The 24,284-nt window shown below is 67.1% G+C and carries 24 protein-coding genes and 2 tRNA genes; 21 read left to right on the forward strand and 5 right to left on the reverse strand.

Going from position 1 to position 24,284, the window contains the following annotated elements; translation table 11 throughout:
• From yidD to rpmH, 3 genes are read right to left on the reverse strand one after another with little or no spacing between them, the layout of a single operon-like run.
• Entirely contained in the window at positions 1-357 is a 357-nt protein-coding gene (yidD, locus tag AC4FS2_RS15525; RefSeq protein ID WP_491155330.1) for a membrane protein insertion efficiency factor YidD, read from the reverse strand.
• Positions 354-692, reverse strand: coding sequence for a ribonuclease P protein component (gene rnpA, locus AC4FS2_RS15530; RefSeq protein WP_491155329.1), 339 nt, complete (start codon positions 690-692; stop codon positions 354-356). The genes yidD and rnpA overlap by 4 nt, the downstream gene beginning before the upstream one ends.
• 9 nt (positions 693-701) lie before the next feature.
• Positions 702-839 carry a 50S ribosomal protein L34 gene (gene rpmH / locus AC4FS2_RS15535; RefSeq protein WP_033105593.1) on the reverse strand — a complete coding sequence of 46 codons (138 nt, stop codon included), beginning with the start codon at positions 837-839 and terminating at the stop codon, positions 702-704.
• A gap of 304 nt (positions 840-1,143) precedes the next feature.
• Between rpmH and dnaA the strand changes: the two genes are divergently transcribed.
• The 20 genes from dnaA (at position 1,144) to AC4FS2_RS15635 (ending at position 22,593) form a co-directional block, all read left to right on the forward strand.
• On the forward strand, positions 1,144-2,559 hold the full coding sequence (gene dnaA, locus AC4FS2_RS15540; protein ID WP_491155327.1) for a chromosomal replication initiator protein DnaA: 1,416 nt from the start codon (positions 1,144-1,146) through the stop codon (positions 2,557-2,559).
• A gap of 407 nt (positions 2,560-2,966) precedes the next feature.
• Positions 2,967-4,118, forward strand: a complete 1,152-nt coding sequence (gene dnaN, locus AC4FS2_RS15545) for a DNA polymerase III subunit beta (protein WP_491155326.1) — start codon at positions 2,967-2,969, stop codon at positions 4,116-4,118.
• A gap of 191 nt (positions 4,119-4,309) precedes the next feature.
• Positions 4,310-5,467 (forward strand): DNA replication/repair protein RecF, encoded by a 1,158-nt coding sequence (gene recF, locus AC4FS2_RS15550; RefSeq protein ID WP_491155324.1) that lies wholly within the window; start codon positions 4,310-4,312, stop codon positions 5,465-5,467.
• The gene (locus tag AC4FS2_RS15555; RefSeq protein WP_491155322.1) at positions 5,460-5,954 is read left to right on the forward strand and encodes a DciA family protein; all 495 of its coding nucleotides are present in this window, start codon (positions 5,460-5,462) and stop codon (positions 5,952-5,954) included. Before recF ends, AC4FS2_RS15555 begins: the two co-directional genes overlap by 8 nt.
• A 122-nt stretch (positions 5,955-6,076) precedes the next feature.
• A complete protein-coding gene (gene gyrB / locus AC4FS2_RS15560) occupies positions 6,077-8,113 on the forward strand; it encodes a DNA topoisomerase (ATP-hydrolyzing) subunit B (RefSeq protein WP_491155321.1) in 2,037 nt (678 codons plus the stop codon).
• A gap of 62 nt (positions 8,114-8,175) precedes the next feature.
• Positions 8,176-10,773, forward strand: a complete 2,598-nt coding sequence (gene gyrA / locus AC4FS2_RS15565; protein WP_491155319.1) for a DNA gyrase subunit A — start codon at positions 8,176-8,178, stop codon at positions 10,771-10,773.
• Positions 10,770-11,174, forward strand: coding sequence for a DUF3566 domain-containing protein (locus AC4FS2_RS15570; protein ID WP_491155317.1), 405 nt, complete (start codon positions 10,770-10,772; stop codon positions 11,172-11,174). Before gyrA ends, AC4FS2_RS15570 begins: the two co-directional genes overlap by 4 nt.
• Before the next feature lie 72 nt (positions 11,175-11,246).
• A tRNA-Ile gene (locus AC4FS2_RS15575) sits at positions 11,247-11,320 on the forward strand.
• An 11-nt stretch (positions 11,321-11,331) separates the two neighbouring features.
• A tRNA-Ala gene (locus tag AC4FS2_RS15580) sits at positions 11,332-11,407 on the forward strand.
• Between the two features lie 172 nt (positions 11,408-11,579).
• Positions 11,580-12,383 (forward strand): hypothetical protein, encoded by an 804-nt coding sequence (locus AC4FS2_RS15585; protein ID WP_491155315.1) that lies wholly within the window; start codon positions 11,580-11,582, stop codon positions 12,381-12,383.
• 227 nt (positions 12,384-12,610) lie between these two features.
• Positions 12,611-13,435, forward strand: coding sequence for an ABC transporter ATP-binding protein (locus AC4FS2_RS15590; RefSeq protein ID WP_491155314.1), 825 nt, complete (start codon positions 12,611-12,613; stop codon positions 13,433-13,435).
• Positions 13,432-14,190: an ABC transporter permease gene (locus tag AC4FS2_RS15595; RefSeq protein ID WP_491155312.1), complete on the forward strand. Its 759-nt coding sequence runs from the start codon at positions 13,432-13,434 to the stop codon at positions 14,188-14,190. Before AC4FS2_RS15590 ends, AC4FS2_RS15595 begins: the two co-directional genes overlap by 4 nt.
• Positions 14,187-14,942 carry an ABC transporter permease gene (locus AC4FS2_RS15600; protein WP_491155310.1) on the forward strand — a complete coding sequence of 252 codons (756 nt, stop codon included), beginning with the start codon at positions 14,187-14,189 and terminating at the stop codon, positions 14,940-14,942. The genes AC4FS2_RS15595 and AC4FS2_RS15600 overlap by 4 nt, the downstream gene beginning before the upstream one ends.
• Before the next feature lie 88 nt (positions 14,943-15,030).
• On the forward strand, positions 15,031-16,086 hold the full coding sequence (locus tag AC4FS2_RS15605) for an ABC transporter substrate-binding protein (RefSeq protein ID WP_491155309.1): 1,056 nt from the start codon (positions 15,031-15,033) through the stop codon (positions 16,084-16,086).
• Between the two features lie 125 nt (positions 16,087-16,211).
• Complete coding sequence (add, locus tag AC4FS2_RS15610; RefSeq protein WP_491155307.1) at positions 16,212-17,225, forward strand: adenosine deaminase; 1,014 nt, start codon at positions 16,212-16,214, stop codon at positions 17,223-17,225.
• Positions 17,222-18,619 (forward strand): NtaA/DmoA family FMN-dependent monooxygenase, encoded by a 1,398-nt coding sequence (locus AC4FS2_RS15615; RefSeq protein WP_491155723.1) that lies wholly within the window; start codon positions 17,222-17,224, stop codon positions 18,617-18,619. Before add ends, AC4FS2_RS15615 begins: the two co-directional genes overlap by 4 nt.
• A 37-nt stretch (positions 18,620-18,656) precedes the next feature.
• A complete protein-coding gene (locus tag AC4FS2_RS15620; protein ID WP_491155305.1) occupies positions 18,657-19,253 on the forward strand; it encodes a TetR/AcrR family transcriptional regulator in 597 nt (198 codons plus the stop codon).
• Between the two features lie 108 nt (positions 19,254-19,361).
• Complete coding sequence (locus AC4FS2_RS15625; protein WP_491155303.1) at positions 19,362-20,723, forward strand: NtaA/DmoA family FMN-dependent monooxygenase; 1,362 nt, start codon at positions 19,362-19,364, stop codon at positions 20,721-20,723.
• A gap of 30 nt (positions 20,724-20,753) precedes the next feature.
• Positions 20,754-22,124: an NtaA/DmoA family FMN-dependent monooxygenase gene (locus tag AC4FS2_RS15630; RefSeq protein WP_491155302.1), complete on the forward strand. Its 1,371-nt coding sequence runs from the start codon at positions 20,754-20,756 to the stop codon at positions 22,122-22,124.
• Between the two features lie 40 nt (positions 22,125-22,164).
• Positions 22,165-22,593, forward strand: coding sequence for an NUDIX hydrolase (locus AC4FS2_RS15635; protein WP_491155300.1), 429 nt, complete (start codon positions 22,165-22,167; stop codon positions 22,591-22,593).
• 1 nt (position 22,594) lies between these two features.
• Here the strand turns inward: AC4FS2_RS15635 and AC4FS2_RS15640 are convergent, their stop codons facing one another.
• Entirely contained in the window at positions 22,595-23,074 is a 480-nt protein-coding gene (locus AC4FS2_RS15640; RefSeq protein ID WP_491155298.1) for an aminoacyl-tRNA deacylase, read from the reverse strand.
• Complete coding sequence (locus AC4FS2_RS15645) at positions 23,071-23,625, reverse strand: DNA helicase (RefSeq protein WP_491155297.1); 555 nt, start codon at positions 23,623-23,625, stop codon at positions 23,071-23,073. The genes AC4FS2_RS15640 and AC4FS2_RS15645 overlap by 4 nt, the downstream gene beginning before the upstream one ends.
• A gap of 100 nt (positions 23,626-23,725) precedes the next feature.
• Here AC4FS2_RS15645 and AC4FS2_RS15650 point away from each other — a divergent pair, with 100 nt between their 5' ends.
• The gene (locus AC4FS2_RS15650; protein ID WP_491155295.1) at positions 23,726-24,283 is read left to right on the forward strand and encodes a peptidylprolyl isomerase; all 558 of its coding nucleotides are present in this window, start codon (positions 23,726-23,728) and stop codon (positions 24,281-24,283) included.
• Position 24,284 lies beyond the last annotated feature (1 nt).

Here is a 24,284-nt window from a genome sequence, read left to right on the forward strand (position 1 = left end):
TCAGTCCTTTCCAGGGGGCACGACGAAACCGTGCGGGGTGAGCTCGTAACGGAAAGCGCGGCGCGGCTTCACATCGTCGATGCCGCCCTGAGCCCAGGGGTGGCACCGTGCGAGTCGGGCGGCCGCCAGCGCGCTGCCCTTGACCAGTCCATGCTGTTGGACGGCCCCGACCGCATAGGCCGAGCAGGAGGGATAGTACTTGCATACATCGCCGTATACATGGGAGATCGTTGCACGGTAGCCGTGAAGAAGAGCGAGCCCGGCATTCCGAGGTAGAAGCGGAACCGACTCCAGAAGGTTGGATGCTGCGAGATGGCCGCGCCCGACGAACGCGACCGGCAGGGTCGAGGTACTCACGCGGCCGCCTTGCGTCCCAGGCAGCGGACGACCTCGTCACGCAGCACGGAAAAATCGACCGTCGCTGCGCTGGGCAGCGCGCGGATCACCACGTCGGCATCGGGTCGGAGACCCGGTAGCGCCTCGGCGCACACAGCCTTCAGCCGGCGCCGGATGGTATTGCGCACGACCGCAGACCCCACCTGCCGGCTCACGATGAAACCGAACCGCGCGACGGTGGAATCACCGACGCTACCCACGTAGGTCACCGTGTGCGCGCCCGCACACCGCTGGCCCCGCCGGACGATGGCCTGGTAATCCGATCCGCGGGTGATCCGGTTCGGTCTGGCGAGCACTGGTGCGAGTCAGGCGGAGAGCTCGGTGCGCCCCTTGGCGCGGCGAGCAGAGAGGATGCCGCGGCCGGCGCGCGTGCGCATGCGGGCACGGAAGCCGTGCTTCTTGGCGCGGCGACGGTTGTTCGGCTGGAACGTACGCTTGGTCATGAGGTCACTCCGGAAGTGGTGTTCCCCGAGAGCTCATACCGGGGACGATGCGGATGGGGACTGCCGTGAAGGCATAAGTCAACCGACTAAGGCTACGTCGCAGCCGGAGATAACTCAAACCCGCCGTCCGCAGGCGCACATTATCCCCAACCTGGGCGTTTACCCTGGCCCGGACACGCGGACCGGATCTACAGTGGGGTTTGCTCTCCGAACGGTCGCTGGCTAGCGTGTGTGCGTCAGTTATCCACAGGCTCGGCGCCTCGCATCCCGCCGATTCGGCGCACCGACCACCCCCGGGGGGACCATGTCACAGCACGATGTCTCGGACGTCCCCATCTGGCCCGTTGTGCTGGAACGTCTGCTCGAAGACGAGCGCGTCACCCCACAGCTGCAGGGTTTCCTGAACCTCGTGGTTCCGAGCGGGGTCTACGCCGGTGTGCTGTACCTCGACGTGCCGAACGACCTCACCGCGGCCCAGATCAACAAGCGCTTGCGACTTCCGCTCATGGAGGCCCTCAGCAAGGTGGATACTCCCGAGCCGGCCACTTCTTTCCGAGTGGCGGTGAACCCCGACCTCATCGATGCCCATCTGACCGCACCGATCTCGGTCCAGTCGGCCCCCGCACCCACCCAGGTGTCGCGACCGGCGCCGGATGATGCCGGCGAGGCCGCGTCGCCCGCATCCCGCAGCGACACACGCCTGAACCCCAAGTACACGTTCGACAACTTCGTCATCGGCCAGTCCAACCGGTTCTCGCACGCCGCCGCGGTCGCCGTCGCCGAGGCACCGGCGAAGGCCTACAACCCGCTGTTCATCTACGGCGACTCGGGCCTCGGCAAGACCCACCTCCTGCATGCCATCGGCGACTATGCCGTGAGCATGTACGCGGGAATCCGCGTGCGATACGTCTCGAGCGAAGAGTTCACCAACGACTTCATCAACTCGATCGTCAACAACCGCGGTTCCGCCTTCCAGGCCCGCTATCGCGACGTCGACATCCTGCTCATCGACGACATCCAGTTCCTGCAGGGGCGCGCGGAGACGCAGGAGGCGTTCTTCCACACGTTCAACACGCTGCACGACCACGACAAACAGGTCGTGATCACCAGCGACGTGGCGCCCAAACTCCTCACCGGCTTTGAAGACCGCATGCGCAGCCGGTTCGAGTGGGGGCTCATCACCGACGTGCAGGCGCCGGACCTCGAGACGCGCATCGCGATCCTCCGCAAGAAGGCGCAGAGCGAGCGCCTGCAGATTCCCGACGAGGTGCTCGAGTACATCGCGAGTGTCGTGTCCTCCAACATCCGCGAACTCGAGGGCGCCCTCATCCGCGTCTCCGCCTTCGCGAGCCTCAACCGCTCGAACCTGGACATGTCGCTGGCCCAGACGGTGCTGCGCGACATCATCGATCAGGATGACGCGAACGTCGTGTCTCCGACCGACATCATCAGTGCGACCGCCCAGTACTTCAAGCTCTCCGTCGACGACCTCTACGGGTCGAGCCGGTCACAGGCCGTCGCCACGGCTCGACAGATCGCGATGTACCTGTGCCGTGAGCGCACGAGCCTGTCTCTCCCCAAGATCGGCCAGCTGTTCGGAAACCGTGATCACACCACGGTGATGTACGCCTACAAGAAGATCAGCGACCTCATGAAAGAGCGTCGTTCGATCTACAACCAGGTCTCCGAAATCACCACTCAGCTCGGCCGATCGCGCTGATTCGGGGCGACTCGCCCGGCCCCGCCGCCTTCTTGACACAGGCCGGCGGTGCCCTCATCATGCAGTTCTGCACAGTGTGGATAACCTGTGGATAACGTCCGTGACACGCCATGCCTCATGTGCAATCTCGACGATCCCCTGTGGAACACGGACGACGCCGAAGGCCCGCCGGACCGAGTTGTCCTGTTGTTCACGGCACCCGTCCCACATCTCACACTCGTGTAGTTCCCATTCGCCCACTAGCGTGTCGGGATCTATCCACAGTTTCCACAGCTGTTAACAAGATGAAGAGATATCCCTTCATGAAATTCGATCCGATCACCTTTACCCGCCGAGGGCGCGCTTCCAGGCGGACGCGACGCGGGCACTAGCATGGGTACGCCAGACCCGATGCCGAGGGAGCACCCGTGAAGTTTCACGTCAATCGCGATGTGTTCAGCGACGCCGTGTCGTTCGTCGTCAAGCTCCTCCCGCAGCGGAACCCGCAGCCGATCCTCGCCGGTGTGCTGATCGAGGCATCCGATGCCGGCCTCTCGCTGGCCGCATTCGACTACGAGGCATCCGCACGCACGACCATCGAAGCCACCGTCGACGAGCCCGGCACGATTCTCGTCCACGGACGCCTGCTGTCCGAGATCGCCAGCCGTTTGCCGAATGCGCCGATCCAGATCGTGGTCGACGATGACGGCGGCATCCTGCTCACGTGTGGGTCCGCGCGCTTCACCCTGGCGTCGATGCCGGTACAGGAGTACCCCGCGATCCCCGAGGTGAGCGGGCAGTCCGGCGTCGTTCCGGCCGAAGACTTCGCCACGGCCATCGCGCAGGTCGCCTTCGCGGCGTCTCGGGACGATGTCACGCCGGTTCTCACCGGTGTGCAGCTCGAAGTCACGGGCACCACCCTCAGCCTGGTCGCGACCGACCGCTACCGTGTCGCCCTTCGTGAGATTCCGTGGGACGGCGGTTCGGCGGCAGGAGACGAGCCCATCACCGCCCTGGTTCCGGCACGCACGCTGCAGGAGGTCGGAAAGACCTTCGCCCACGGCGGCGACATCGCCATCGCGTTCTCCGGATCGGGTGACCGCGAGATCATCGCGTTCACCGCAGGCAACAAGACCGTGACGTCGCTGCTCATCAAGGGCAACTTCCCCCCGGTCCGCCGGCTTTTTCCCGCGCAGACGGAGCACCACGCGGTGGTCAATACCGCCGACCTGGCCGAGGCCGTCCGGCGTGTGTCGCTGGTGCTGGATCGCTCCGCTCCGCTGCGTTTCACCTTCGCGACAGACACCGTGTCGATGGATGCGTCGGGCACCGAACAGGCGCGAGCGACCGAGTCGGTCGACGCGACGCTGCTCGGCGACGATGTGACTCTGGGACTCAACCCGCAATACCTGCTCGAGTCGCTCGGCGCTGTCAAGAGCGAGTTCACGCGGGTGACGTTCACCTCGAGTGAGAACGCCAACAAGCTCAGCCCCGTGCTCATCACCCCGCAGACCTCGGTCGACAAGGGTGGCGCAGAGACATTCAAGTACCTGTTGCAGCCCAACCTCCTCCTCCGCTGACCCGCACCCAGGAGCGTCCGCGCACGACACGGAGCGAGCGCGCACGACACGGAGCGAGCGCGCACGACACGGAGCGAGCGCGCACCGGACACTGAGGGCGCGCGCACCGGACACTGAGCGAGCGGAGCGAGACGAAGTGTCAGCTCCTCATCCACAGGAAAGACGTCGCGGGTCGGACTTAGGGTGGTCGCATGATCGTGGAGCAGCTCGGGCTCGTCGACTTCCGTAATTACGCGGTCGCCGACGTGTCGCTGCATCCCGGCCCCAACGTCTTCGTCGGCAGCAACGGCCAGGGAAAAACGAATCTCGTCGAGGCCGTCGCCTATCTCGCGACGCTCGGGTCGCACCGGGTGTCGGCGGATGCACCGATGGTGCGCGATGGCGCGGATGCCGCAATCGTGCGCGCCCGGCTCGCGCACGGCGATCGCCGGGTGCTGCTCGAGCTGCAGCTGAACCGCACCGGTGCCAATAAGGCGCGGGTCAACGGCGCCGCCGTGCGGACGGCGGAACTCCCTCGCTACGCACAGGTGGTGCTTTTCGCGCCCGAAGATCTGCAGATCGTCCGCGGCGACCCGTCGGCACGCCGACGCTTCGCCGACGCGCTCCTCATTCAGCGCGCTCCCCGGCTCGCCGGTGTCCTGGCGGACTACGACCGGGTGCTGCGCCAGCGCACGGCGCTGCTGAAATCCGCCCGGGCGCGGGGCATCCGTGGTGATGCGCTTTCCACCCTCGATGTCTGGGACGACAAGCTCGTCGCGCTGGGCACCGAGGTGATCCAGGCGCGGGTCGCCCTCGCCGCCGCCCTCGCCGAGCCGGTCGCGACCGCGTATACGGCGATTGCCGGCGCCGATCACGAACCGCGGCTGGAATGGGCGTTGTCGGTCAGCGGCGCCGACCCGGAAGAGGACGAATCCGCGGCCGTGGATGCGGCGGATGCCGGTTCCCTCGCCGAGCAATTCCGCTCGGCGCTTGCCGCGCGGCGTCCGGCCGAGCTGGAACGCGGACTCACGCTGGTGGGCCCGCATCGGGATGACCTCATCCTGCGCGTGCGTGGGCTGCCGGTGAAGGGCTACGCCTCGCATGGGGAGTCGTGGTCGGTAGCGCTGTCATTGCGGTTGGCTTCAGCCGAACTGCTGCGCGCGGAATCCCGGCTCGGCGACCCGGTTCTCATCCTCGACGACGTATTCGCTGAGCTCGATGCGGGCCGGCGGGCACGGCTCGCGGAACTGACCGCCGGATACGAACAGGTGATCGTCACGTCCGCCGTAGAGGAAGACGTGCCCGCAGGTCTTCGTGCGCGCATCGTGCGGGTCGATGCCGGCCGCATCCTGGAAGACATCGATGCCTGACACGTCGGCGGGGCCGGAGGTTCCCGAGACCCTGGCGACCTATCTGCGCCTCCGGGGGCTCGAGCCGTCGAAGTACCGGCGGCGTCGCACGGTCCGCTCCGTCTCTGACGACAGCCAACCCTTCATGGGCGGGCGTGACCCGCACGGCCTCGGTGACGTCGTGGATTCCCTCACGCGCGACGCGGGGTGGGAGCCGCAGCTCGCACGCGCCGACATCTCGCGCACGTGGGCGGAGGTGGCCGGTGAGGAGACCGCACGTCATACGCGTCCCGTCGCTCTGGATGCGGGGTTGCTGACGGTCCAGGCCAACTCCACGGCGTGGGCGAAACAGCTCCAGTTGATGCGCGCGCAGGTGCTTTCCGAGATCATGCGGCGCTTCCCGGATGCGGGTGTCGACGCAATCCGATTTATCGGGCCGGACGTTCCCTCCTGGAAATGGGGTCCGAGAGCCATTCCAGGCCGTGGTCCACGCGATACCTACGGTTGAACCATGTTCAGCGGTATCCCGACGAATTCCAACGCGCCACAGGGGCGTACACGCATCTGAGAGCGCCTCCGCTTGGTAGACTAGGAGAACATCTTCCGACCAATGTGGAGCGCGCGAAACCTATGACGTCCGTGAACCCCGACAGCGTTCCCGAAGAAGCCGCATCCTCATCCGACAATTCTCCGAACGGGTACGGGGCAGACGACATCCAGGTTCTCGAAGGCCTGGAGGCGGTGCGTAAGCGCCCCGGCATGTACATCGGCTCCACCGGTGAGCGGGGTCTCCACCACCTCGTCTACGAAATCGTCGACAACTCCGTCGACGAGGCGCTCGCGGGCTATTGCGACACCATCACCGTGACGATCCTCCCCGACGGCGCGGTACGCGTCGTCGACAACGGCCGCGGCATCCCCGTCGACATGCACCGCACCGAAGGCAAGTCGACCGTCGAGGTCGTCCTCACGGTCCTGCACGCAGGAGGAAAGTTCGGCGGCGGTGGCTACGCCGTCTCGGGCGGCCTGCACGGCGTGGGCTCATCCGTTGTCAACGCGCTGTCATCGCGCCTCGATGTGGAGGTTCGCCGGCAAGGGTTCGTCTGGCGGCAGACCTATCGCGACGGCGGCGTCCCGCAGTCTCCGCTGGAGAAGGGCGAGCCCAGCGACGTCACCGGAACGACGATCACGTTCTGGCCCGACGAATCCATCTTCGACACGGTCCACTTCGACTACGAGACCCTGCGCACCCGGTTCCAGCAGATGGCGTTCCTCAACAAGGGACTGCGTATCGAGCTGCTCGACGAGCGTCCGCAGGCGATCTCGGTGGAAGCCGGTGAAACCGGCGAAGAGATCCCGCACCACCCGCACGACACCTTCCTCTACGAGCGGGGTCTCGTCGATTACGTCGAGTACCTCAACAAGGTCCGTCGCTCCGATGTCGTCAACGACGTGATCATCGACTTCGAGACCGAGGACGCCGATCGCAAGATCGCGCTCGAGATGGCGATGCAGTGGACGACGAGCTACACCGAGAACGTCTTCACCTTCGCCAACACGATCAACACGCATGAGGGCGGCACGCACGAGGAAGGCTTCCGCGCGGCACTGACCACGCTGGTCAACCGGTACGCGCGCGCCAACAACCTCCTGAAGGAGAAGGACGACAACCTCACCGGTGAGGATGTCCGCGAGGGCCTCACGGCAGTCATCTCGGTGAAGCTCTCCGAGCCGCAGTTCGAGGGCCAGACCAAGACCAAGCTCGGTAACACCGAGGCGAAGGCTTTCGTGCAGAAGGTCGTCGGCGATCAGCTCGGCGACTGGTTCGGTCGCAATCCTGCGCAGGCGAAGAACATCATCCGCAAGGCCATCGATGCGGCCAACGCACGCCTCGCGGCGCGCAAGGCCCGTGAGACCGCCCGGCGTAAGAGCGTGTTCGAGTCGGCGGCCATGCCCGACAAGCTCAAGGACTGCACCAGCAAAGACCCCTCGATCAGCGAGATCTTCCTCGTCGAGGGTGACTCCGCCGGCGGCTCGGCGGTGCAGGGGCGCGACCCGCACACGCAGGCGATCCTGGCGCTGCGCGGAAAGATCCTCAACGTCGAGCGCGCACGGCTGGATCGGGCACTGGGCAACCGGGAAGTCCAGGCGATGATCCAGGCGTTCGGCACGGGCATCGGCGAAGACTTCGACATCCAGAAGGCGCGGTACCACAAGATCGTGCTCATGGCCGATGCCGATGTGGATGGCCAGCACATCACGACACTGCTGCTGACGTTGCTCTTCCGCTACATGCGCGGACTCATCGAGGCGGGCTTCGTCTACCTCGCCCAGCCGCCGCTGTATCGGTTGAAGTGGGCGAACTCCGCCCACGAGTACGCCTACAGCGACCGGGAACGTGACGCGATGCTGATCGCCGGCCAGGCTGAGGGGAAGCGCATCCCGAAGGACAACGCCATCCAGCGCTACAAGGGTCTGGGTGAGATGAACGACCACGAACTGTGGGAGACCACGATGGACCCGCAGACCCGCACGCTCCGGCAGGTGACGATCGATGACGCGGCCTCGGCCGATGAGATCTTCTCCATCCTGATGGGCGAAGACGTCGAATCCCGCCGCGGGTTCATTCAGCGCAACGCCAAAGACGTGCGTTTCCTCGACATCTGAGCGATCCCTCCGACAGGCTCAGGGACCGCGAGGTCCCAGCGACCGGACTATGGAAAGAAGACATGGCTGACGACGAGCGCCCCGACCCTTCGACGGGCTCAGCGCCCTACCACGAGCACGGCAAGATCGACCAGGTCGACCTGCAGCTGGAGATGCAGCGCAGTTACCTCGACTACGCGATGAGCGTCATCGTCGGGCGAGCGCTGCCCGACGTGCGCGACGGTCTGAAGCCCGTCCACCGCCGCGTGATCTACGGCATGTACGACGGCGGCTTCCGTCCCGACAAGTCGTTCTCCAAGTGCGCCCGTGTCGTCGGCGAGGTCATGGGGCACTACCACCCCCACGGCGACGCGCCGATCTACGACGCCCTCGTGCGCCTCGTGCAGCCCTGGTCGCTGCGCTATCCCCTCGCGCTCGGGCAGGGAAACTTCGGCTCCCCCGGCAACCAGGGCGCCGCTGCCCCCCGGTACACCGAGACCAAGATGGCTCCGCTCGCGCTGGAAATGGTGCGCGACATCGAAGAGGAGACCGTCGACTTCCAGGACAACTACGACGGGCAGACGCAGGAGCCGACCGTCCTGCCGGCCCGATTCCCGAACCTCCTGGTCAACGGGTCGGTCGGCATCGCGGTGGGTATGGCCACCAACATCCCCCCGCACAATCTCCGCGAGGTCTCCTCCGGAGCCGTGTGGGCGCTGGACCACCCGGATGCTTCGCGGGAAGAGCTGCTCGAGGCGCTGATGGAGCGCATCCCCGGGCCGGACTTCCCCACGCACGCGCAGATCCTCGGCACCCGCGGTATCAAGGACGCCTACCGCACCGGTCGCGGGTCGATCACGATGCGCGCGGTCGTCAATGTCGAAGAGGTTCAGGGTCGCAACTGCCTGGTCATCACCGAGTTGCCGTACCAGGTCAACCCCGACAACGTGGCGGTGAAGATCAGCGACCTCGCCCGTGACGGCAAGATCACCGGCATCGCCGACATCCGCGACGAGTCCTCGGGACGAACCGGTCAGCGCCTCGTGATCGTGCTCAAGCGGGACGCCGTCGCCAAGGTCGTGCTGAACAACCTGTACAAGCACACGCAGCTGCAGGAGAACTTCGGCGCGAACATGCTCGCCATCGTCGACGGCGTGCCGCGCACCCTTCCCCTCGATGGCTTCATCTCGCTGTGGATCGAGCACCAGGTCGAGGTCATCGTCCGCCGGACGCGCTACCGCCTCCGCAAGGCCGAAGAGCGCATGCACATCCTCCGCGGCTACCTCAAGGCGCTGGATGCGCTCGACGAGGTCATCGCGCTCATCCGCCGCTCGCCGACGGTGCAGGAGGCGAACGCCGGCCTGCAGCAGCTGCTCGACGTCGACGATGTGCAGGCTCAAGCCATCCTCGACATGCAGTTGCGCCGCCTCGCCGCGCTCGAGCGGCAGAAGATCATCGACGAGGCGAACGAGCTCGAGGCCCGGATCGCCGACTACAACGACATCCTCGGCGACGCGGTCCGCCAGCGCAGGATCATCCGCGATGAGCTCACGGTCATCGTGGACAAGTTCGGCGACGACCGCCGCACCGAGATCGTTCCGGGCTACGACGGTGACATGAGCGTGGAAGACCTCATCCCCGAGGAGGAGATGGTCGTCACCGTCACGCGCGACGGCTACATCAAGCGCACCCGCAGTGACAACTACCGGTCGCAGCACCGCGGCGGTCGAGGTGTGAAGGGTGCGCAGCTGCGCGCGGATGACGTCGTCGAGCACTTCTTCGTCACCACGACCCACCACTGGCTGCTGTTCTTCACGAACAAGGGCCGCGTGTACCGTGCCAAGGCATACGAGGTTCCCGAGGCCGGACGCGATGCCAAGGGTCAGCATGTGGCGAACCTCCTGGCGTTGCAGCCGGACGAGGAGATCGCCCAGATCCTCGACATCCGCGACTACGAGGTGGCGACGTACCTGACGCTCGCCACCCGTGGCGGCCTGGTGAAGAAGACGCGCCTGTCCGAGTACGACACCAACCGCCAGGGCGGGGTCATCGCGATCAAGCTGCGCGAGGGCGACGAACTCGTCAGCGCCCTGCTGGTGGATGACGGCGATGACATCATGCTCATCAGCCGGCACGGGATGTCGCTGCGGTTCACCGCATCCGACGACTCCCTCCGCCCCATGGGGCGGGCGACCGAGGGCGTGAAGGGTATGTCCTTCCGTGGCGACGACAGCCTGCTGTCGGCGTCCGTCGTCAACGAGGACGGGTACGTGTTCGTCGTGACCGAGGGCGGGTACGCCAAGCGCACGGCAGTGGACCAGTACCGCGGCCAGAGTCGTGGCGGCTTGGGCATCAAAGTGGCACGTCTGAGCGATGATCGAGGGGATCTCGCGGGCGGTCTCATGGTCTCCGCCGACGACGAGGTGCTTGTGGTTCTTGCCAGCGGCAAGGTGGTACGCTCTGCCGTGGCCGAGGTGCCCGCTAAGGGCCGCGACACCATGGGAGTGGTGTTCGCTCGGGCGGCAGAGGACGACCGGATCATCGCCATCGCTCGCAACAGCGAGCGCAGCATGGCCGAAGTGGCCGAGGCCCCGGAACCCTCCGCACCTGAGGATGGCGCCGTCGAAGCGGCCGCATCCGAAGCCTCGCCCGAGACCACCGAGGAGAGTACTGACGCATGAGCACGGTAGCCGACAAGCTGGCCAAGAAGTCGACCCATAAGACCGGTGCCAAGCAAGTACGCCTGCGCCTGGTCTACGTGGACTTCTGGTCGGCGGTCAAGCTTTCGTTCCTGGCGGCCGTCGCCATGGCCGTCGTCACGGTCGTGTCGTTCTTCCTGATCTTCATGGTGGTGCAGACGACGGGTCTCATCGCCCGGGTCGACGAGTTCTTCACGAGCTTCTCCGACGGCGGCGTGTCGCTGGAGGCCTTCGTGGGGCTGCCGCAGGTGATGGCGTTCGCAGCGATCGTCGCCATCCTGAACCTCATCGTGGTGACGGTGCTCGGCGCGGTCGTGGCGGGAATCTACAACCTCGCGGTGAAGGTGACCGGCGGACTGCTGGTCGGGTTCACCTCCAACTGATCGGATTCGGATTTCACCGGCTCATCCGGTAAAGTCTTCGAGGTTGACGACCTCGTCGTCGGTTCACATTTCGGGGCTATAGCTCAGGCGGTTAGAGCGCTTCACTGATAATGAAGAGGTCCCAGGTTCAAGTCCTGGTAGCCCCACTTTCAGCCCCGGGGCCTTAGCTCAGTTGGTAGAGCGCCTGCTTTGCAAGCAGGATGTCAGCGGTTCGAATCCGCTAGGCTCCACCACTTCTGCCCGGCCCAGCCGCTTTCTGCGTAACAGACAGCCCCCGCTTCGATCGGTCCTCATACCGCCGCATTGGAATGAGCGCACCGGTCACCATTGAGCAGCGTCGTCGCTGGCTGCTTGCGGCCGTCTCGGGTTGGTGCTCTCCCTCGTCCTGACGGCGTCCACCGGGTATTGCTGATCTTGATCGGCGTTCATCGCGAGCAATTGCTTGGACGTGACCGCGCCGGGGTGCGCCGCCGTTCCCGACATCATCAGGTGAGATGGCAAGGTGATGCAGTGGCAGGTCCCGGCCATGTGGTTCCGGTTCTCGATGTTTTGGGAGAGATGATGCCCCAGTCGGTCAGAGTCGCCGCGTCGATCCTGCCTCCAGGGTTCCGGTTCATGGGAGTTCTGGACATCTGGCTGATGCTCATCGCCGTCTTCCTGTCGGGTGGACTCGCATTCGCGCCGCTCTGGGCCGCTGACCCGGGGCCGCCGCAGTGGGTGTGGCTCGCGTTCGGCTTCGTTATTGTGGCGATCATTCTCTCGGTGGTTGTCCTGCGATACCGCGAGCTGAAGGAGGGCGCGGAAGCGCAGGTGAAACGAGACGGCGGGAGTGTGTTCCTGTTAGCGGCCGCCGCGATCTCGAGACAGCTGGGGCCGAAGAATCTCATAGCGCAGCCCGATCACCGTGTCAGTGGTGGATGGTTGTGGCTCGGAGATGACTCACTCAAGATTTGGATCCGGGGTGCGGGCGAGCCGCGAGTCGTGCCACATGGCGATATCACAGGCGTCGCCGAGGTCTACGTACTTGGCGGCGTCCTGTTCGACACGCAACTGGCCGTGTGGTTCTCGGACGGGAGCGTGCTCGAGGCCATCCCGACTCGCTACGGTGCCCGGAGCATGTTCCCGTACGGCAGACGCCGGCTGCGTGCCCTAGCCGATCGGATCGACGCGCTGGCTCCGTCTGACCTCGCCGACGGTCGGGCGCGTTAGGTCAGGAGAGCTGTCACCTGGGTCCGACCAACCGTGGCGTGCGCTGCGCCGCGCCGCAGTTTTGTTTTCCCACGTGTAACAGACGCCGCATCGGCGCGACACCCGGACGAAACAGGCCGTGCCTACGCTGTGAACTAATCGATTCACATCCCCGGGATCGACCCGCTTCTCAGGCTCCACGCGTACCCGGGGTTTGGACGAGTTCTCTCGACCGAAACGGAGCCCGGATGTCCATTGCAGCGATCACCGCAGGCGTCGAGGTTTCGGGGGGCACCCCGCCGCGGACGGCGGTGTCCATCCGCGCCGCGGACAAGGTCTTCCGCCTTGGCCACCGGCGCACGGTCCACGCTCTTGCCGCCATCGACATCGAGGTGCACGAGGGCGAGTTCGTCGCGATCATCGGTCCGTCGGGATGCGGGAAATCCACCGTGCTGCGCCTCGCGGCAGGGCTGGACACCCCCACCAGCGGTGAGGTGGAGATCTTCGGCGCCGACCCGCAGCAGCTGAGCCGCCAGCACCGACTGGGCGTCGCGTTCCAAGAGCATGCCCTGCTGCCCTGGGCGTCGGTGCGCGCGAACATCGCCCTGCCGTACAAGGTGGCCGGACGCCCCGTCGACGACGCCCGCGTGGACGGCCTCATCGAGCTCGTCGGCCTCTCCGGCTTCGAGAAGGCGCGACCCAAGCAGCTGTCCGGGGGCATGCGCCAGCGCGTGTCGATCGCCCGCGCCCTGGCGCTGAGCCCCGACCTTCTCCTGCTCGACGAGCCGTTCGGCGCGCTGGATGCGGTCACCCGCCGCCGCATGAATGCCGAACTGGCGCGCATCTGGGGCGAGGAGCAGATCACCACGATCCTCGTGACCCACGACGTGGATGAGGCCCTGATCCTCGCCGATCGTGTCTTCGTGATGACGGGACGCCCCGGCCAGGTGCGTGAAGTGAAGAACATCGACTTCCCGCGTCCCCGGGACGCCGCGACCACTCGGAGCCCGCACTTCCACGAACTCGTGGACGAGCTGACCGCTCTGCTGGACGCGAACGTAGCCGCCGCGTGACGACGACCCCTTCCCTCGTGCGGAGGGTGCTCTACGCCGTCAGTGGCGTGGTCATCCTCGTACTGGGGGCAGAGCTGATCGGGCAGTTCGGACTGCTCGGTCGGGCGTGGCCGCCCCTGACCGACGTGCTGGCGTACGTCAGCCTTCCGGCCGGGGCCAGCCTGCTCTGGCGCAACAGCCTCGTCACGCTCACAGCCGCGGCCGAAGGCTTTCTTCTCGGCGTGACGGTGGCAGTGCTCGGTGCGGCCCTCGCCCTGGTGATCCCGGTGCTCCGGCCCGGCTTCGATCGCTTCGCGTCAATCCTTCACGCCGTGCCCACGATCGCGCTCGCGCCGCTGCTCATCACGACCGTCGGGCGCGACGACACACCGATGGTGATCGCAGCGCTGAGCGTCGGTTTCGTTCTGTTCGTGACGATGACGTCGGCGTTCGCCAACGTGCCTCCGGCACAGCAGGACGTGTTCACCGTGTTCGGTTCCAGCCGCTGGCAGCGACTGGCGCGCTTGGAGGTACCCCGGGCCGTACCGGCGTTCTTCGACGGCCTCGCGTTGGCGGCCCCCGCCGCCATCCTCGGCGCGACGATCGGTGAATGGTTCGGCGCCCCCATGGGTCTCGGCCTCCTGCTGGTCAGTGCCATGCAGAACTTCCAGATGGCTCTGCTGTGGTCCGCCGCCCTCGCGGCGACGGTGATGTCACTTGCCGCGTACCTCGTCTTCATCTACCTGCAACGCCTGGCCGTCCGGAGGTTCGCGTGACTCGGCTGCGCTCCCTGGGCGTCGGCATCCTCCACCTGTGGCCGATCGCGCTCGTTCTCATCGCGTGGGACCTGTGGGTCGTGCTCAACGGCTACACCTCCACCGTCGCCCCGCGACCCTGGGGCGTGCTCGCCGACATCGTGGGCCACTTCGACGCGTACGCCCCCTCGACCGGCTACACGCTTCTGATGTCACTCGGAGGGCTCGTCGGCGGTACGGCCATCGGGTTCTTCGGCGCCATCGCCGTGTGGTGGTCGGCCGCCCTGTCGGGCGTCGTCACGCCGACCGCGCTCATCATCCGATCCGTACCCATCACCGCGATCATCCCGATCATCGCCCGCATCGTCGGATACGGCGACCCGGCAGTGCTCACCTCGACCGCCCTCATCTGCTTCTTCCCCGCGTTCGTGTTCACCCTGTCGGGTCTTGCCTCGATCCCGGATGCGGGGCGCGACCTGTTCCGCGTGCTCGGCGCGAACAAAATGCAGCTCCTCGGACGGCTCGGGCTGCTGCACGCCCTCCCCAGCCTCATGGTCGCCGTGCGGATCACCGCCCCGAGCGCCGTGCTCGCCGCCATGCTCGCCGAGTTCCTGATGGGCACCGAGGGGCTCGGTGCCCTGTTCTCCCAGGCACGCAGCTACATGGAGATGGACCGTGCGTGGGGAACGGCGGTGGTCGCCACCATCGTGTCGGTCACCGTCTTCGCCGCAGCGCGGGTCCTGGAGCGCCGGGTCGATGCCCGCGTGACCTGATCATCTCGTCCGCGCTCGCCCGGGCGCGACGACATGCGCGGCTCGCCTCACCCGAGAGCAGCCGGAGTTTCACCCTGAAAGGAGTTCCATGTCACCCATCACCACACGCCGGAGCGCACGCGCAACTGTCGTCGGAGTCATCCTCACCGCCTCGCTGGGTCTTGCCGGCTGCGCCGGCGCGGCCGACGCAGGGACAAGCGAGGACGGCGAGGAGCTCACCAAGATCCGCGTCTCGTTGGGATGGATCAACAACGTCGAGTGGGCGGGCTTCTGGATCGCTGACGACAAGGGCTACTACGAGGAGGAGGGGCTGGAGATCGAGTGGATCGGCGGCGGCCCCAACGCCCCGACCACCATGGCCACCGTGGCGGCCGGCGACGCCGACCTCGGGATCGTCCCCGGTACGCAGTCGTGGCTGATGAGCTTCGAGGCGGGTAACGACTGGACGGCGATCGGCGCCCTCTTCCAGGAGAGCCCCGGGGCCATCGTCTCCCTCGCGGACCACCCCGTGCGGACGGCGGAAGACCTCGTCGGGCAGACCGTGCTCGGGCAGGAGGGCACGCAGATCAGCTACGACGCCATCTTCGCCCTCGCCGGCCTCGAGCCGGACTACGAGTTCATCCCCGTCGGGTTCGACATCGCGCCCCTCGTCGAGGGTCAGGGGGTGGCGTACACCGCGTATGCGACGAACCAGCCGATCATGCTCGAGGAGCAGTACGGCCTGTCCAAGGACGATTACATCGTCAGCCTCTATGCCGATTTCGGGATGCCGCTGTACGGCAACATCGTCTTCGGCGACTCCGCGTACGTCGAGGAGAACGGCGACCTCATGGAGAAGTTCCTGCGCGCGTCCGTGCGGGGCTGGGAGGAGAACGGTGACGACCCGGCCGTCGGGGCGACGCTCGCCGTCGAGAAGTACGGCGCCGACCTGGGCCTTGACCTGGTCCAGCAGACGAGGGAGAACGAGCTGCAGCAGCCCCTCGTCGTCGGGGAGTACGGCGACCCGCTGTTCTGGATGGACGCCGAGCTCATGCGCGACACCATGTACCCCGCTTTGGAGGCCGCCGGATTCGTCGGCATCCCGGACCCGGAGGAGTACATCGACATGAGCTACCTCGAGGCGGCCCTCGCCAGTCTCGAGTGAACCGAGGTGGGGGACGCTCGCGTCCCCCACCTCTTCCCCCCCACCTCTTCCCCCCCACCTCTTCCCCCCCACCTCTCTTCCCCCCCCACCTCTCTTCCCCCACAGCCCGACAAGGAGCACGCGCCATGACCATGACCGCCGACAGCCCGACCGAGACCGGCGCGACCCGCGACCTGCTCGCCCTTCCCAAGGGGCACCTCCACCTGCATATGGAGGCGGCCATGCGCCCGGCGACTCTCATCGAGCTGGCGGCGCGCATGAATGTCCCGGTGCCGGAGACGACGATCTTCTCGGGGTTCACCGAGTTCTCGACGGTGTATCGCACGCTCCTGACCGTGATGAGCGATGCCGAGCATCTCGGTCTCCTCATCGACCAGATCTTCCAGGATCAGGCGGCGCAGGGGGTGGTCTATGTCGAGCTCGGGGTCGGTTCCACCTTCTACGCACCGCTCTACGGCTCCGATGTCGCGGCACTGGAGGCCATGGCGGGCTTCGCCGAGACGGCAGCGGAGCGTTACGGTATCTCCTTCGGGCTCATGGCGACCATCGACCGCACTGCCGGCTATGACCGTTCGATCCTCGTCGCCGAAGCGGCCGCGCAGATGGCCGGTCGCGGCGTCGTGTCGCTCGGACTCGCCGCAGACGAGCGCGGCTTCCCGTGCGCGGATTTCGCCGACGCATTCGCGATCGGGCGTGACGCGGGGCTGCACGCCACGCCGCATGCCGGGGAGCTGGTGGGACCCCCATCGGTGTGGGAGGCGATCGACGTCCTCCACGCGACGCGCGTGCAGCACGGGGTCCGTGCGATCGAAGACCCGGCCCTCGTCGCCGCGCTCGCTGAGCGCGGCATCCCGTTGGACGTGTGCCCCACCTCCAACCACCTCCTCGATGTGGTCGCCGACATTCAGAGCCACCCGCTGCCGCTCCTGCTGGAGGCGGGGGTGCGGTGCTCGATCAACGCCGATGACCCGATCATCTTCGGGCCCGACATCCTTGCCGAGTACGAACTGTGCCGCAGCGTCCTCGGTCTGACCGACGAGCAGCTCGCCGCGTGCGCCTGGACCTCGATCGAAACCACGAGCGCATCCGCCGAGGTGAAGGCGGCGGCCAAGGCTCGCATCGACGCGTGGCTCGCATGACGGCGGAGGCGGTGAGTCAGACCCTGCGTTTCGGGGTCTTCGAGGTGATGGGCCCGCAGGTGGGTGGCACGTACAGCTGGCCGCATCCGCTCAGCGACAGCATCGACTACCTCGACCCGCAGCACTGGATCCGGATGGCACGGGTCGTCGAGGACGCCGGCTTCGACTTCCTCTTCTTCGCCGGCGGGTACGGATACCCGGTGATCGACGGCGACCTGTCGGACGTGTCGGTGGCCAAGGGAATCAACTTCTCCGGGCTGGACCCCGACTACATCCTCCCCCTGCTCGCCCAGCACACCGACCGCCTGGGCTTCGTCGTCACCCAGACGACCGGCGTCGACCACCCCGCCGCCCTCGCCCGACGGTTCACCACACTCGACCACCTCACCGGCGGGCGCATCGGCTGGAACATCGTGACGGGTGCCTCGCAGAACGCCGTCGCCGAGGTGTTCGGCCACGACGCGATCGTTCCGCACGACACTCGGTACGCGATGGCGGCGGAGTACGTCGAGCTCGCCTCGCGCCTGTGGGAGGAGGGCTGGGACGACGACGCTCTCGTCGCCGATCGTGAGAGCGGGTTGTTCGCCCGCCGGGACGGCGTGCACCGCATCGTCTTCGAGGGCGAGCACTACCGCACCCGCGGGTACTTCGCCGCGCCGCCGTCGCCGCAGCGGACGCCCGTGCTCTTCCAGGCCGGCACCTCTCCGGCGGGACGCGCCTTCGCCGCCGGCCACGCGGAGTGCGTGTTCGTGCAGGGCACCACTCCGGTGCGTACCGCTGCCGCGGTCGCCGACATCCGTCGTCTCACGGCAGAGGCGGGGCGGGAGCCCGAGTCGATCCTCCTCATGGCCGGGCTCACGGTCTTCGTCGCCGAGACGGAGGAGGAGGCCCGCGCGCTCGAGACGCAGTTCGACGGGATGCAGAGTGATGACGTGGTGGCGACCCTCTACGCCGGGAACACCGGCATCGACCTTCTCGCGCTCGACCCCGACCGGACGTTGCAGCAAGTGCTCGACGAGGGCGGGGCGGTCGGGCAGATGGGGACGAGCAACATCGAGCGGTTCCTCGGCGAGGATGCGCCCACCGTCCGGGAGATCCTCGACGAACTGCGCGGGCGTGGAACCCGTGGGTTCCGCCTCACCGGCGACCCGACGCAGGTCGCCGACGGCATCGAGGCGCTGGCCGCGCAGACCGGCCTGGACGGGTTCCTCATCGAGCCGGTCTTCCCTCCGCACGATCTGGAGGACTTCGGGCGACTCGTCATGCCGATCCTTGCCGAGCGAGGACGCGTTCGGGAGGGGCGCCCCGGCAACTCCCTCCGGGAGCGGCTCACCGGGCGCCCGGGCGACCGGCTCGGTGTCGATCACCCGGTCCTCGGTCGCGTCCACACCTGAGGCACCGTCCTGAAAGCGGCACCCTAGGATGGGGCGCGTGGACGCGCCCTCGGAACGAGATCGACTGTTGGGGCTGACCGTCGACCTCATCCTCCGCGAGGGAGTCATCGACCTCAGTCTCAGCGCGCTGGCCCGCAAGATCGGCTCGAACAACCGGATGCTCCTCTACTACTTCGGCTCGAAGCAGGAGCTGCTGGACGAGGCGTCGATGTGTGCTTTCGAGCAGTTCCCGCGGCTGCACGCCCTCTTCGACCGGCTGGCGCGGCCCGGGGACCTGGAGGCACGTCTCGTTCAGGCATGGCGCGACCTTTCCGATCCGGCGAACCACCCGTGGCTCCGCCTCTACTTCCAGCGCTTCGGCATCGCGATGCGTGAGACCGGAAAATGGGATGTCTTCCTCGGCCGTCAGGGCTCCACGTGGTCGGATCAGGTCGCCGCGATCATGCGGGCGGAAGGCTACGACGGGGACGCGAGCACGCTCGCTGGACTGGAGGTCGTCGCGCTGTGGCGCGGGCTCCAGCTCCTCCTCCTGTCCGGCGCCGACCCCGAGGAGCTGACCGCGACGTACTCCTTCGCAGTACGTGGCATGATCGACCGCCTCGAGGTCGTCGCCGTCGCGCGCCAGCGGGGCTGACACCAGTCACCGCTCTTTCTTCTGCGTGTGACACGGGGGAAACAAACCCTCCCTAGGGTGTGAACTGTTCAGTTCATCTGTTGGTTCACCTACCTGTTGGGAGCGCTCATGTCGGAGCCGTGGAAGATCGGAATGTTCCAGTGCGCGGCACTGATGGGTGGGTGGAAGCTGCCGGAGAACACCTCGCCGGACTTCCTGGACATGAACCACTGGCTGACGATGGCGCGGCGCCTGGAAGAGGCCGGAGTCGACTTCATCTTCTTCGCCGACGACTACGGGTACCCGGTGGTCAATGATGCGATCCCGGCCGCCGCCATCCGCAGCGGCGTGCAGATCCCCAAGGCCGACCCCACCGTCATCCTGCCCGCGATGGCCGCGGTCACCGAACGTCTGGGTTTCGTCACGACACTGTCCACCACCGTGGAGATGCCGCCGATGGTCGCCCGGAAGATGGCGACCCTGGACCACCTCACCCGTGGCCGGATCGGATGGAACGTCGTGACGGGGGCAGGACAGAACGCGTCGGCACGCCTGTTCGGCATTCCGCTCACCGATCACGACCTGCGGTACGAGATCGCCGCCGACCACGTCGAACTGTCGCTGCGGCTGTGGGAGGGATGCTGGGACGATGACGCCGTGGTCCTGGACCGGGCGGCGGGCATCTATGCCGACCCGTCGAAGGTCCGCGAGATCGAGCATTCCGGGCCGCACTTCTCCGCCAAGGGGATCTTGAACGTGCCGCCCGGGCCGCAGCGCACGCCCACCCTCTTCCAGGCCGGGGCATCAGAACCCGGTCGCGACCTGGCGGCCCGGTATGCCGAAGGCGTGTTCCTGGCGGCAGAGGTGCCTGCCCTCGCCGCCCAGGTCGCCGACATCCGTCGTCGGGCGGAGGCATACGGGCGCGATCCGATGGCGATCAAGTTCATCGTCGCCGGCACGTTCGTCGTCGCCGAGACCACCCAGGCGGCGCACGAGCTCCAGGCGCGCCGGCGGGCCGCCGTGTCGCTCGACGATGCCGCGGCCTCGTACGCGTTCTTCACGGGTCTGGATCTGTCCACAATGGACCCGGACAAGCCGATGGACCCCGCCGCCGTGCACACCCAGACCGGGCGGACCAACGTCGAACGCTTCCTCGGTCCGAACGCCCCCACGGTGCGGCAGATCCTGGAGGAGTTCCAACGGAACAGCGTCATGGGGGCTCCGCTGGTCGGAGACCCGGCCTCCGTGGTCGACCAGGCGGAAGAGGTTCTGGCCGCCACCGGCGCCGATGGTTTCGCCGTGCAGCCCGACCACACCGGCGGATTCGACACGTTCCTCGACCTCGTCATGCCGGAGCTGCGTTCGCGTGGGCACGTGCGCACCGATTCGCCCGCGATGACGCTGCGTGAGCGGCTGTCCGGTACCGACGACCCGCACCTTGCGGCCACTCACCCCGGCGCCGCGTTCCGGTCCGTCGCCGCGTTCGCCTGACGCGCCATACGCATCCCGAGAGGAGAAACCGTGACCAAGAAGCTGAGCATCGGCATGTTCCAAGGCGGAGGGGTGCGCGGCACCTGGCGCATCCCCGGCCGTGAGCACGAGCGGAACTTCACCGATCTCAGCTACTGGACCGACCTTGCGCGGGCGTGCGAGGAGGCAGGCGCCGACTTCCTCTTCCTCGCCGACTCCTACGGCTATCCCACACTTCACGGCGGCATCATCCCCACCTCCATCGAGAAGAACGTGCAGTTCTCGAGCGTGGATTCGCAGATGCTGATGTCGGCGATGGCGGCGGTGACGGAGAAGTTGGGCCTGGTGACCACGGTGTCGACGACCGTGGAGAAGCCGCCGATCGTCACGCGTCAGTACCGGACCCTGGACCACCTTTCTCGAGGTCGCATCGGCTGGAACATCGTGACCGGTTCCGCTCAGGCCGGATCCGCCCTCCTGTTCGGGGAGCCGCTGATCCCGCATGCCGAGCGCTACGCCCGCGCCGATGACCACGTCGAGCTCTCGCTGAAGTTCTGGGAGGGATGCTGGGAAGACGACGCGCTCATCATGGACGGGGCGAGCGGCACGTGGGCCGACCCCGACAAGGTGCACGAGATCGTCCACGACGGGCCCTACTTCTCGGCGAAGGGTGTGCTCGTCACGCCGCCGAGCCCGCAGGTCACCCCGACCCTGTTCCAGGCGGGCGCCTCCGAGGCGGGGCGGGCGCTGGCGGCCAAGTATGCTGAGGCGGTCTTCCTCGCTGCCGAATCGAAGGCGCTCGCCGCCCAGATCGACGACATCCGACGCCGTGCCGAGGAGAACGGGCGCGGGCGCGACGCGGTGAAGTGCCTGATCGCCGGCACGTTCCGCGTCGCCGAATCGCGCGAGGCCGCACGCGCGCAGCACCAGGCGCAGATCGACCAGATCACCCTCGAGCACGCCGCGACGCTCTACGCATACTTCACGGGGGTGGACCTCCTCTCCCTCGACCTCGACAAGCCCATTCCGGCCGGCGCGGCGCAGAGCGACAACGGTCGCACCAACATCGAGCGCTTCCTCGGGCCGGACGCTCCGACGGTGCGGGAGGTCCTGGAGGAGTTCCGTGCCAACGGGGTCATGGGCACCCCGTTCCTCGGTACGCCCGAGGAAGCAGTCGACCAGGCGGTCGCGATGATCGAGGAGACCGGCGCCGACGGTTTCCTGGTTCAGCCGGAGGCCGACGGATCGCACGAGCTGTTCTTCCGCCACGTGATGCCGGAGCTACGGCGGCGCGGACTGCTGAAGGACGAGCTGCCCGGGACCACCCTTCGCGAGCACCTGTTCGGTGAAGGGCACACCCGCCTGCCCGAGACGCACCCGGGCGCTCGCTTCCGGGCGGCGGCCGTCCCCGCTGCCGTGTGAGGTGGCTCGGCGACGCCGCACGGCCCTAGGCTTTCGCCTTATGGACATGAGGGTCGCCGCTTACGCCGTGGTCGCGGATGCGGACGGCCGCGTCCTGCTCGCGCACTGGAACGAGGGTCGCCACGCCGCGTGGACGCTCCCCGGCGGGGGCCTCGAGCCCGGGGAGGACCCCGAGCACGCTGCCCGCCGCGAGGTGCGGGAAGAGACGGGATTCACCGTCGCCCTTGACGACCTGCTCGGAATCCACTCCCGCGTGATCCCTACCGGGGATCGGCTGAGCGACGACGCAACGGGGCCGCTGCACGCACTGCGGATCGTTTACCGCGCACACCTCACGGGTGGCAGCCTGCGCAACGAGGTCGGCGGATCCACCGATCGGGCCGAGTGGTTCTCGCTCGCGGAGATCGGGGCGCTCGCCCGCGTCAAGCTCGTGGACATCGGCCTGCGGATGGCCGGTCTTCTCGCCTGACTCAGGCCGGAGCGTCGACCGTGATGTCGCCGACGGTCGCGCCGTAAGCGGCGATGAGATCGTCGGCGTCGACGAAGAGGCTGTAGCCGTGGGCACCCGCACCCAGGCCGATCCGCCGCCCGACGATGCGCTCGTCCGCGAAGATCGGCCAGTCAGTGGTGCTGCCGATCGGCACAATGGTTCCGCGCTCGTACCCCGTGGCGGCCAGCGCACGCTGGGGGTCAGGCAACTGCAGCCGGTTGACGCCTACGAGGGTGCGGAGTTTGGGCCACGAGATCGCCCGATCGCCCGGAACCAGGGCGAACAGATACGTATCGTCCGACCGCTTCACGACGAGGGTCTTCACGATGTCGGCCGGCGTCAGTCCCAGAAGCGCCGCAGCCTCGGCGAGGCTCGACGCCGCTGGGCGCTCCACCAACTCCACCTCGAGGTCGCGCTCTGCAGCTGCAGCACGAACCCGCGCGGTGGGGTCTTCGCTCACGCGTCGGGTGCGCGCAGCGGGTCGTCCGCGACCCAGAGCTCGTCGTCTGCGCGCAGCGTCTGCCACGCGGCGTACACGACGCCGGCAGCGGCAGCGACGCCGAGGATGATGGCGATGACGCCGCCCGCACCGATGCCCGGGCGCTTCGGCTCGGCGAACTTCGCCGACAGTGCCTTGGTGGCCTGCTTGCCGTACTTCTCGGCCTTCTTCGTGTAGGTCTTGGCATCCGGCAACGCCAGACCACGACCGGACGCCAGGCGCTCACGCGTGTCGTTCGCCGCATCCCACACCGACAGCGCAGAGCCGACGACAGCGCCGGCGCTGGGCACGACTTTGTCGGTCAGCAACTGCCGCGAGAAGCCCACGCCCTTGCCATAACCCTGCTGGACAGCCGGCACCACCTGCTCACGGCCCAATTTGCCGAGCTGGCGACCCGCCTCGCGGGCGACGTTCGCACTCTCGCTCAGCAGCACCTGCTGAGACCCCCAGAGCTTGGAAGCCTGTTCCTGAAGCTTGCGGAGTTCTTTCTTGCGCTTGCGGCTGAGACTCACGGTAATGCCCTCCCGGTCGATGGGACGTATGCCACCATCTTGCCAGACCGAGCGTGATCACGACGGAGGGGGTTGCAGATAACTCTGCGAGAATGTACTCATGCCTTCGCACTCTGCTGTCGCCACCATCCACACCAACCACGGCGACATCGTCGTCCACCTGTTCGGTGACCAGGCCCCTCGCACGGTCCAGAACTTCATCGGTCTCTCCGATGGCTCGCAGGAGTGGACCCACCCTGCGACCGGTCAGCGCGGCGAAGGCCCGCTGTACAACGACGTGATCTTCCACCGCATCATCCCGGGGTTCATGATCCAGGGCGGCGACCCGCTCGGACAGGGCGTCGGAGGACCGGGCTACAACTTCAACGACGAGATCAGCCCCGAGCTCGACTTCAACGCCCCCTACAAGCTCGCCATGGCCAACGCCGGCACGCGCCGCAACGCCATCACCGGCCAGCTCGAGGGCACCAACGGCTCCCAGTTCTTCATCACCACCGACCCCACGCCGTGGCTGCAGGGCAAGCACACCATCTTCGGTGAGGTGGCCGACGACGCCTCGAGGGCCGTCGTGGACGCGATCGCCGCGGTACCGACGGCGGCCGGCGACCGCCCGATCGAGCCCGTGGTCATCGCCTCGATCGACGTCGTTCCGGTCTGAC

The organism is Microbacterium sp. Z10_103 (assembly GCF_058310455.1).

Coding starts and splice junctions, on each gene's coding strand:
- gyrB (WP_491155321.1), top strand. CDS start 6,077: ATGACGTCCGTGAACCCCGACAGCGTTCCCGAAGAAGCCGCATCCTCA.
- AC4FS2_RS15590 (WP_491155314.1), top strand. CDS start 12,611: ATGTCCATTGCAGCGATCACCGCAGGCGTCGAGGTTTCGGGGGGCACC.
- dnaA (WP_491155327.1), top strand. CDS start 1,144: ATGTCACAGCACGATGTCTCGGACGTCCCCATCTGGCCCGTTGTGCTG.
- AC4FS2_RS15635 (WP_491155300.1), top strand. CDS start 22,165: ATGGACATGAGGGTCGCCGCTTACGCCGTGGTCGCGGATGCGGACGGC.
- AC4FS2_RS15625 (WP_491155303.1), top strand. CDS start 19,362: ATGTCGGAGCCGTGGAAGATCGGAATGTTCCAGTGCGCGGCACTGATG.
- AC4FS2_RS15555 (WP_491155322.1), top strand. CDS start 5,460: ATGCCTGACACGTCGGCGGGGCCGGAGGTTCCCGAGACCCTGGCGACC.
- rpmH (WP_033105593.1), bottom strand. CDS start 839: ATGACCAAGCGTACGTTCCAGCCGAACAACCGTCGCCGCGCCAAGAAG.
- AC4FS2_RS15615 (WP_491155723.1), top strand. CDS start 17,222: ATGACGGCGGAGGCGGTGAGTCAGACCCTGCGTTTCGGGGTCTTCGAG.
- gyrA (WP_491155319.1), top strand. CDS start 8,176: ATGGCTGACGACGAGCGCCCCGACCCTTCGACGGGCTCAGCGCCCTAC.
- AC4FS2_RS15650 (WP_491155295.1), top strand. CDS start 23,726: ATGCCTTCGCACTCTGCTGTCGCCACCATCCACACCAACCACGGCGAC.
- recF (WP_491155324.1), top strand. CDS start 4,310: ATGATCGTGGAGCAGCTCGGGCTCGTCGACTTCCGTAATTACGCGGTC.
- AC4FS2_RS15605 (WP_491155309.1), top strand. CDS start 15,031: ATGTCACCCATCACCACACGCCGGAGCGCACGCGCAACTGTCGTCGGA.
- add (WP_491155307.1), top strand. CDS start 16,212: ATGACCATGACCGCCGACAGCCCGACCGAGACCGGCGCGACCCGCGAC.
- AC4FS2_RS15570 (WP_491155317.1), top strand. CDS start 10,770: ATGAGCACGGTAGCCGACAAGCTGGCCAAGAAGTCGACCCATAAGACC.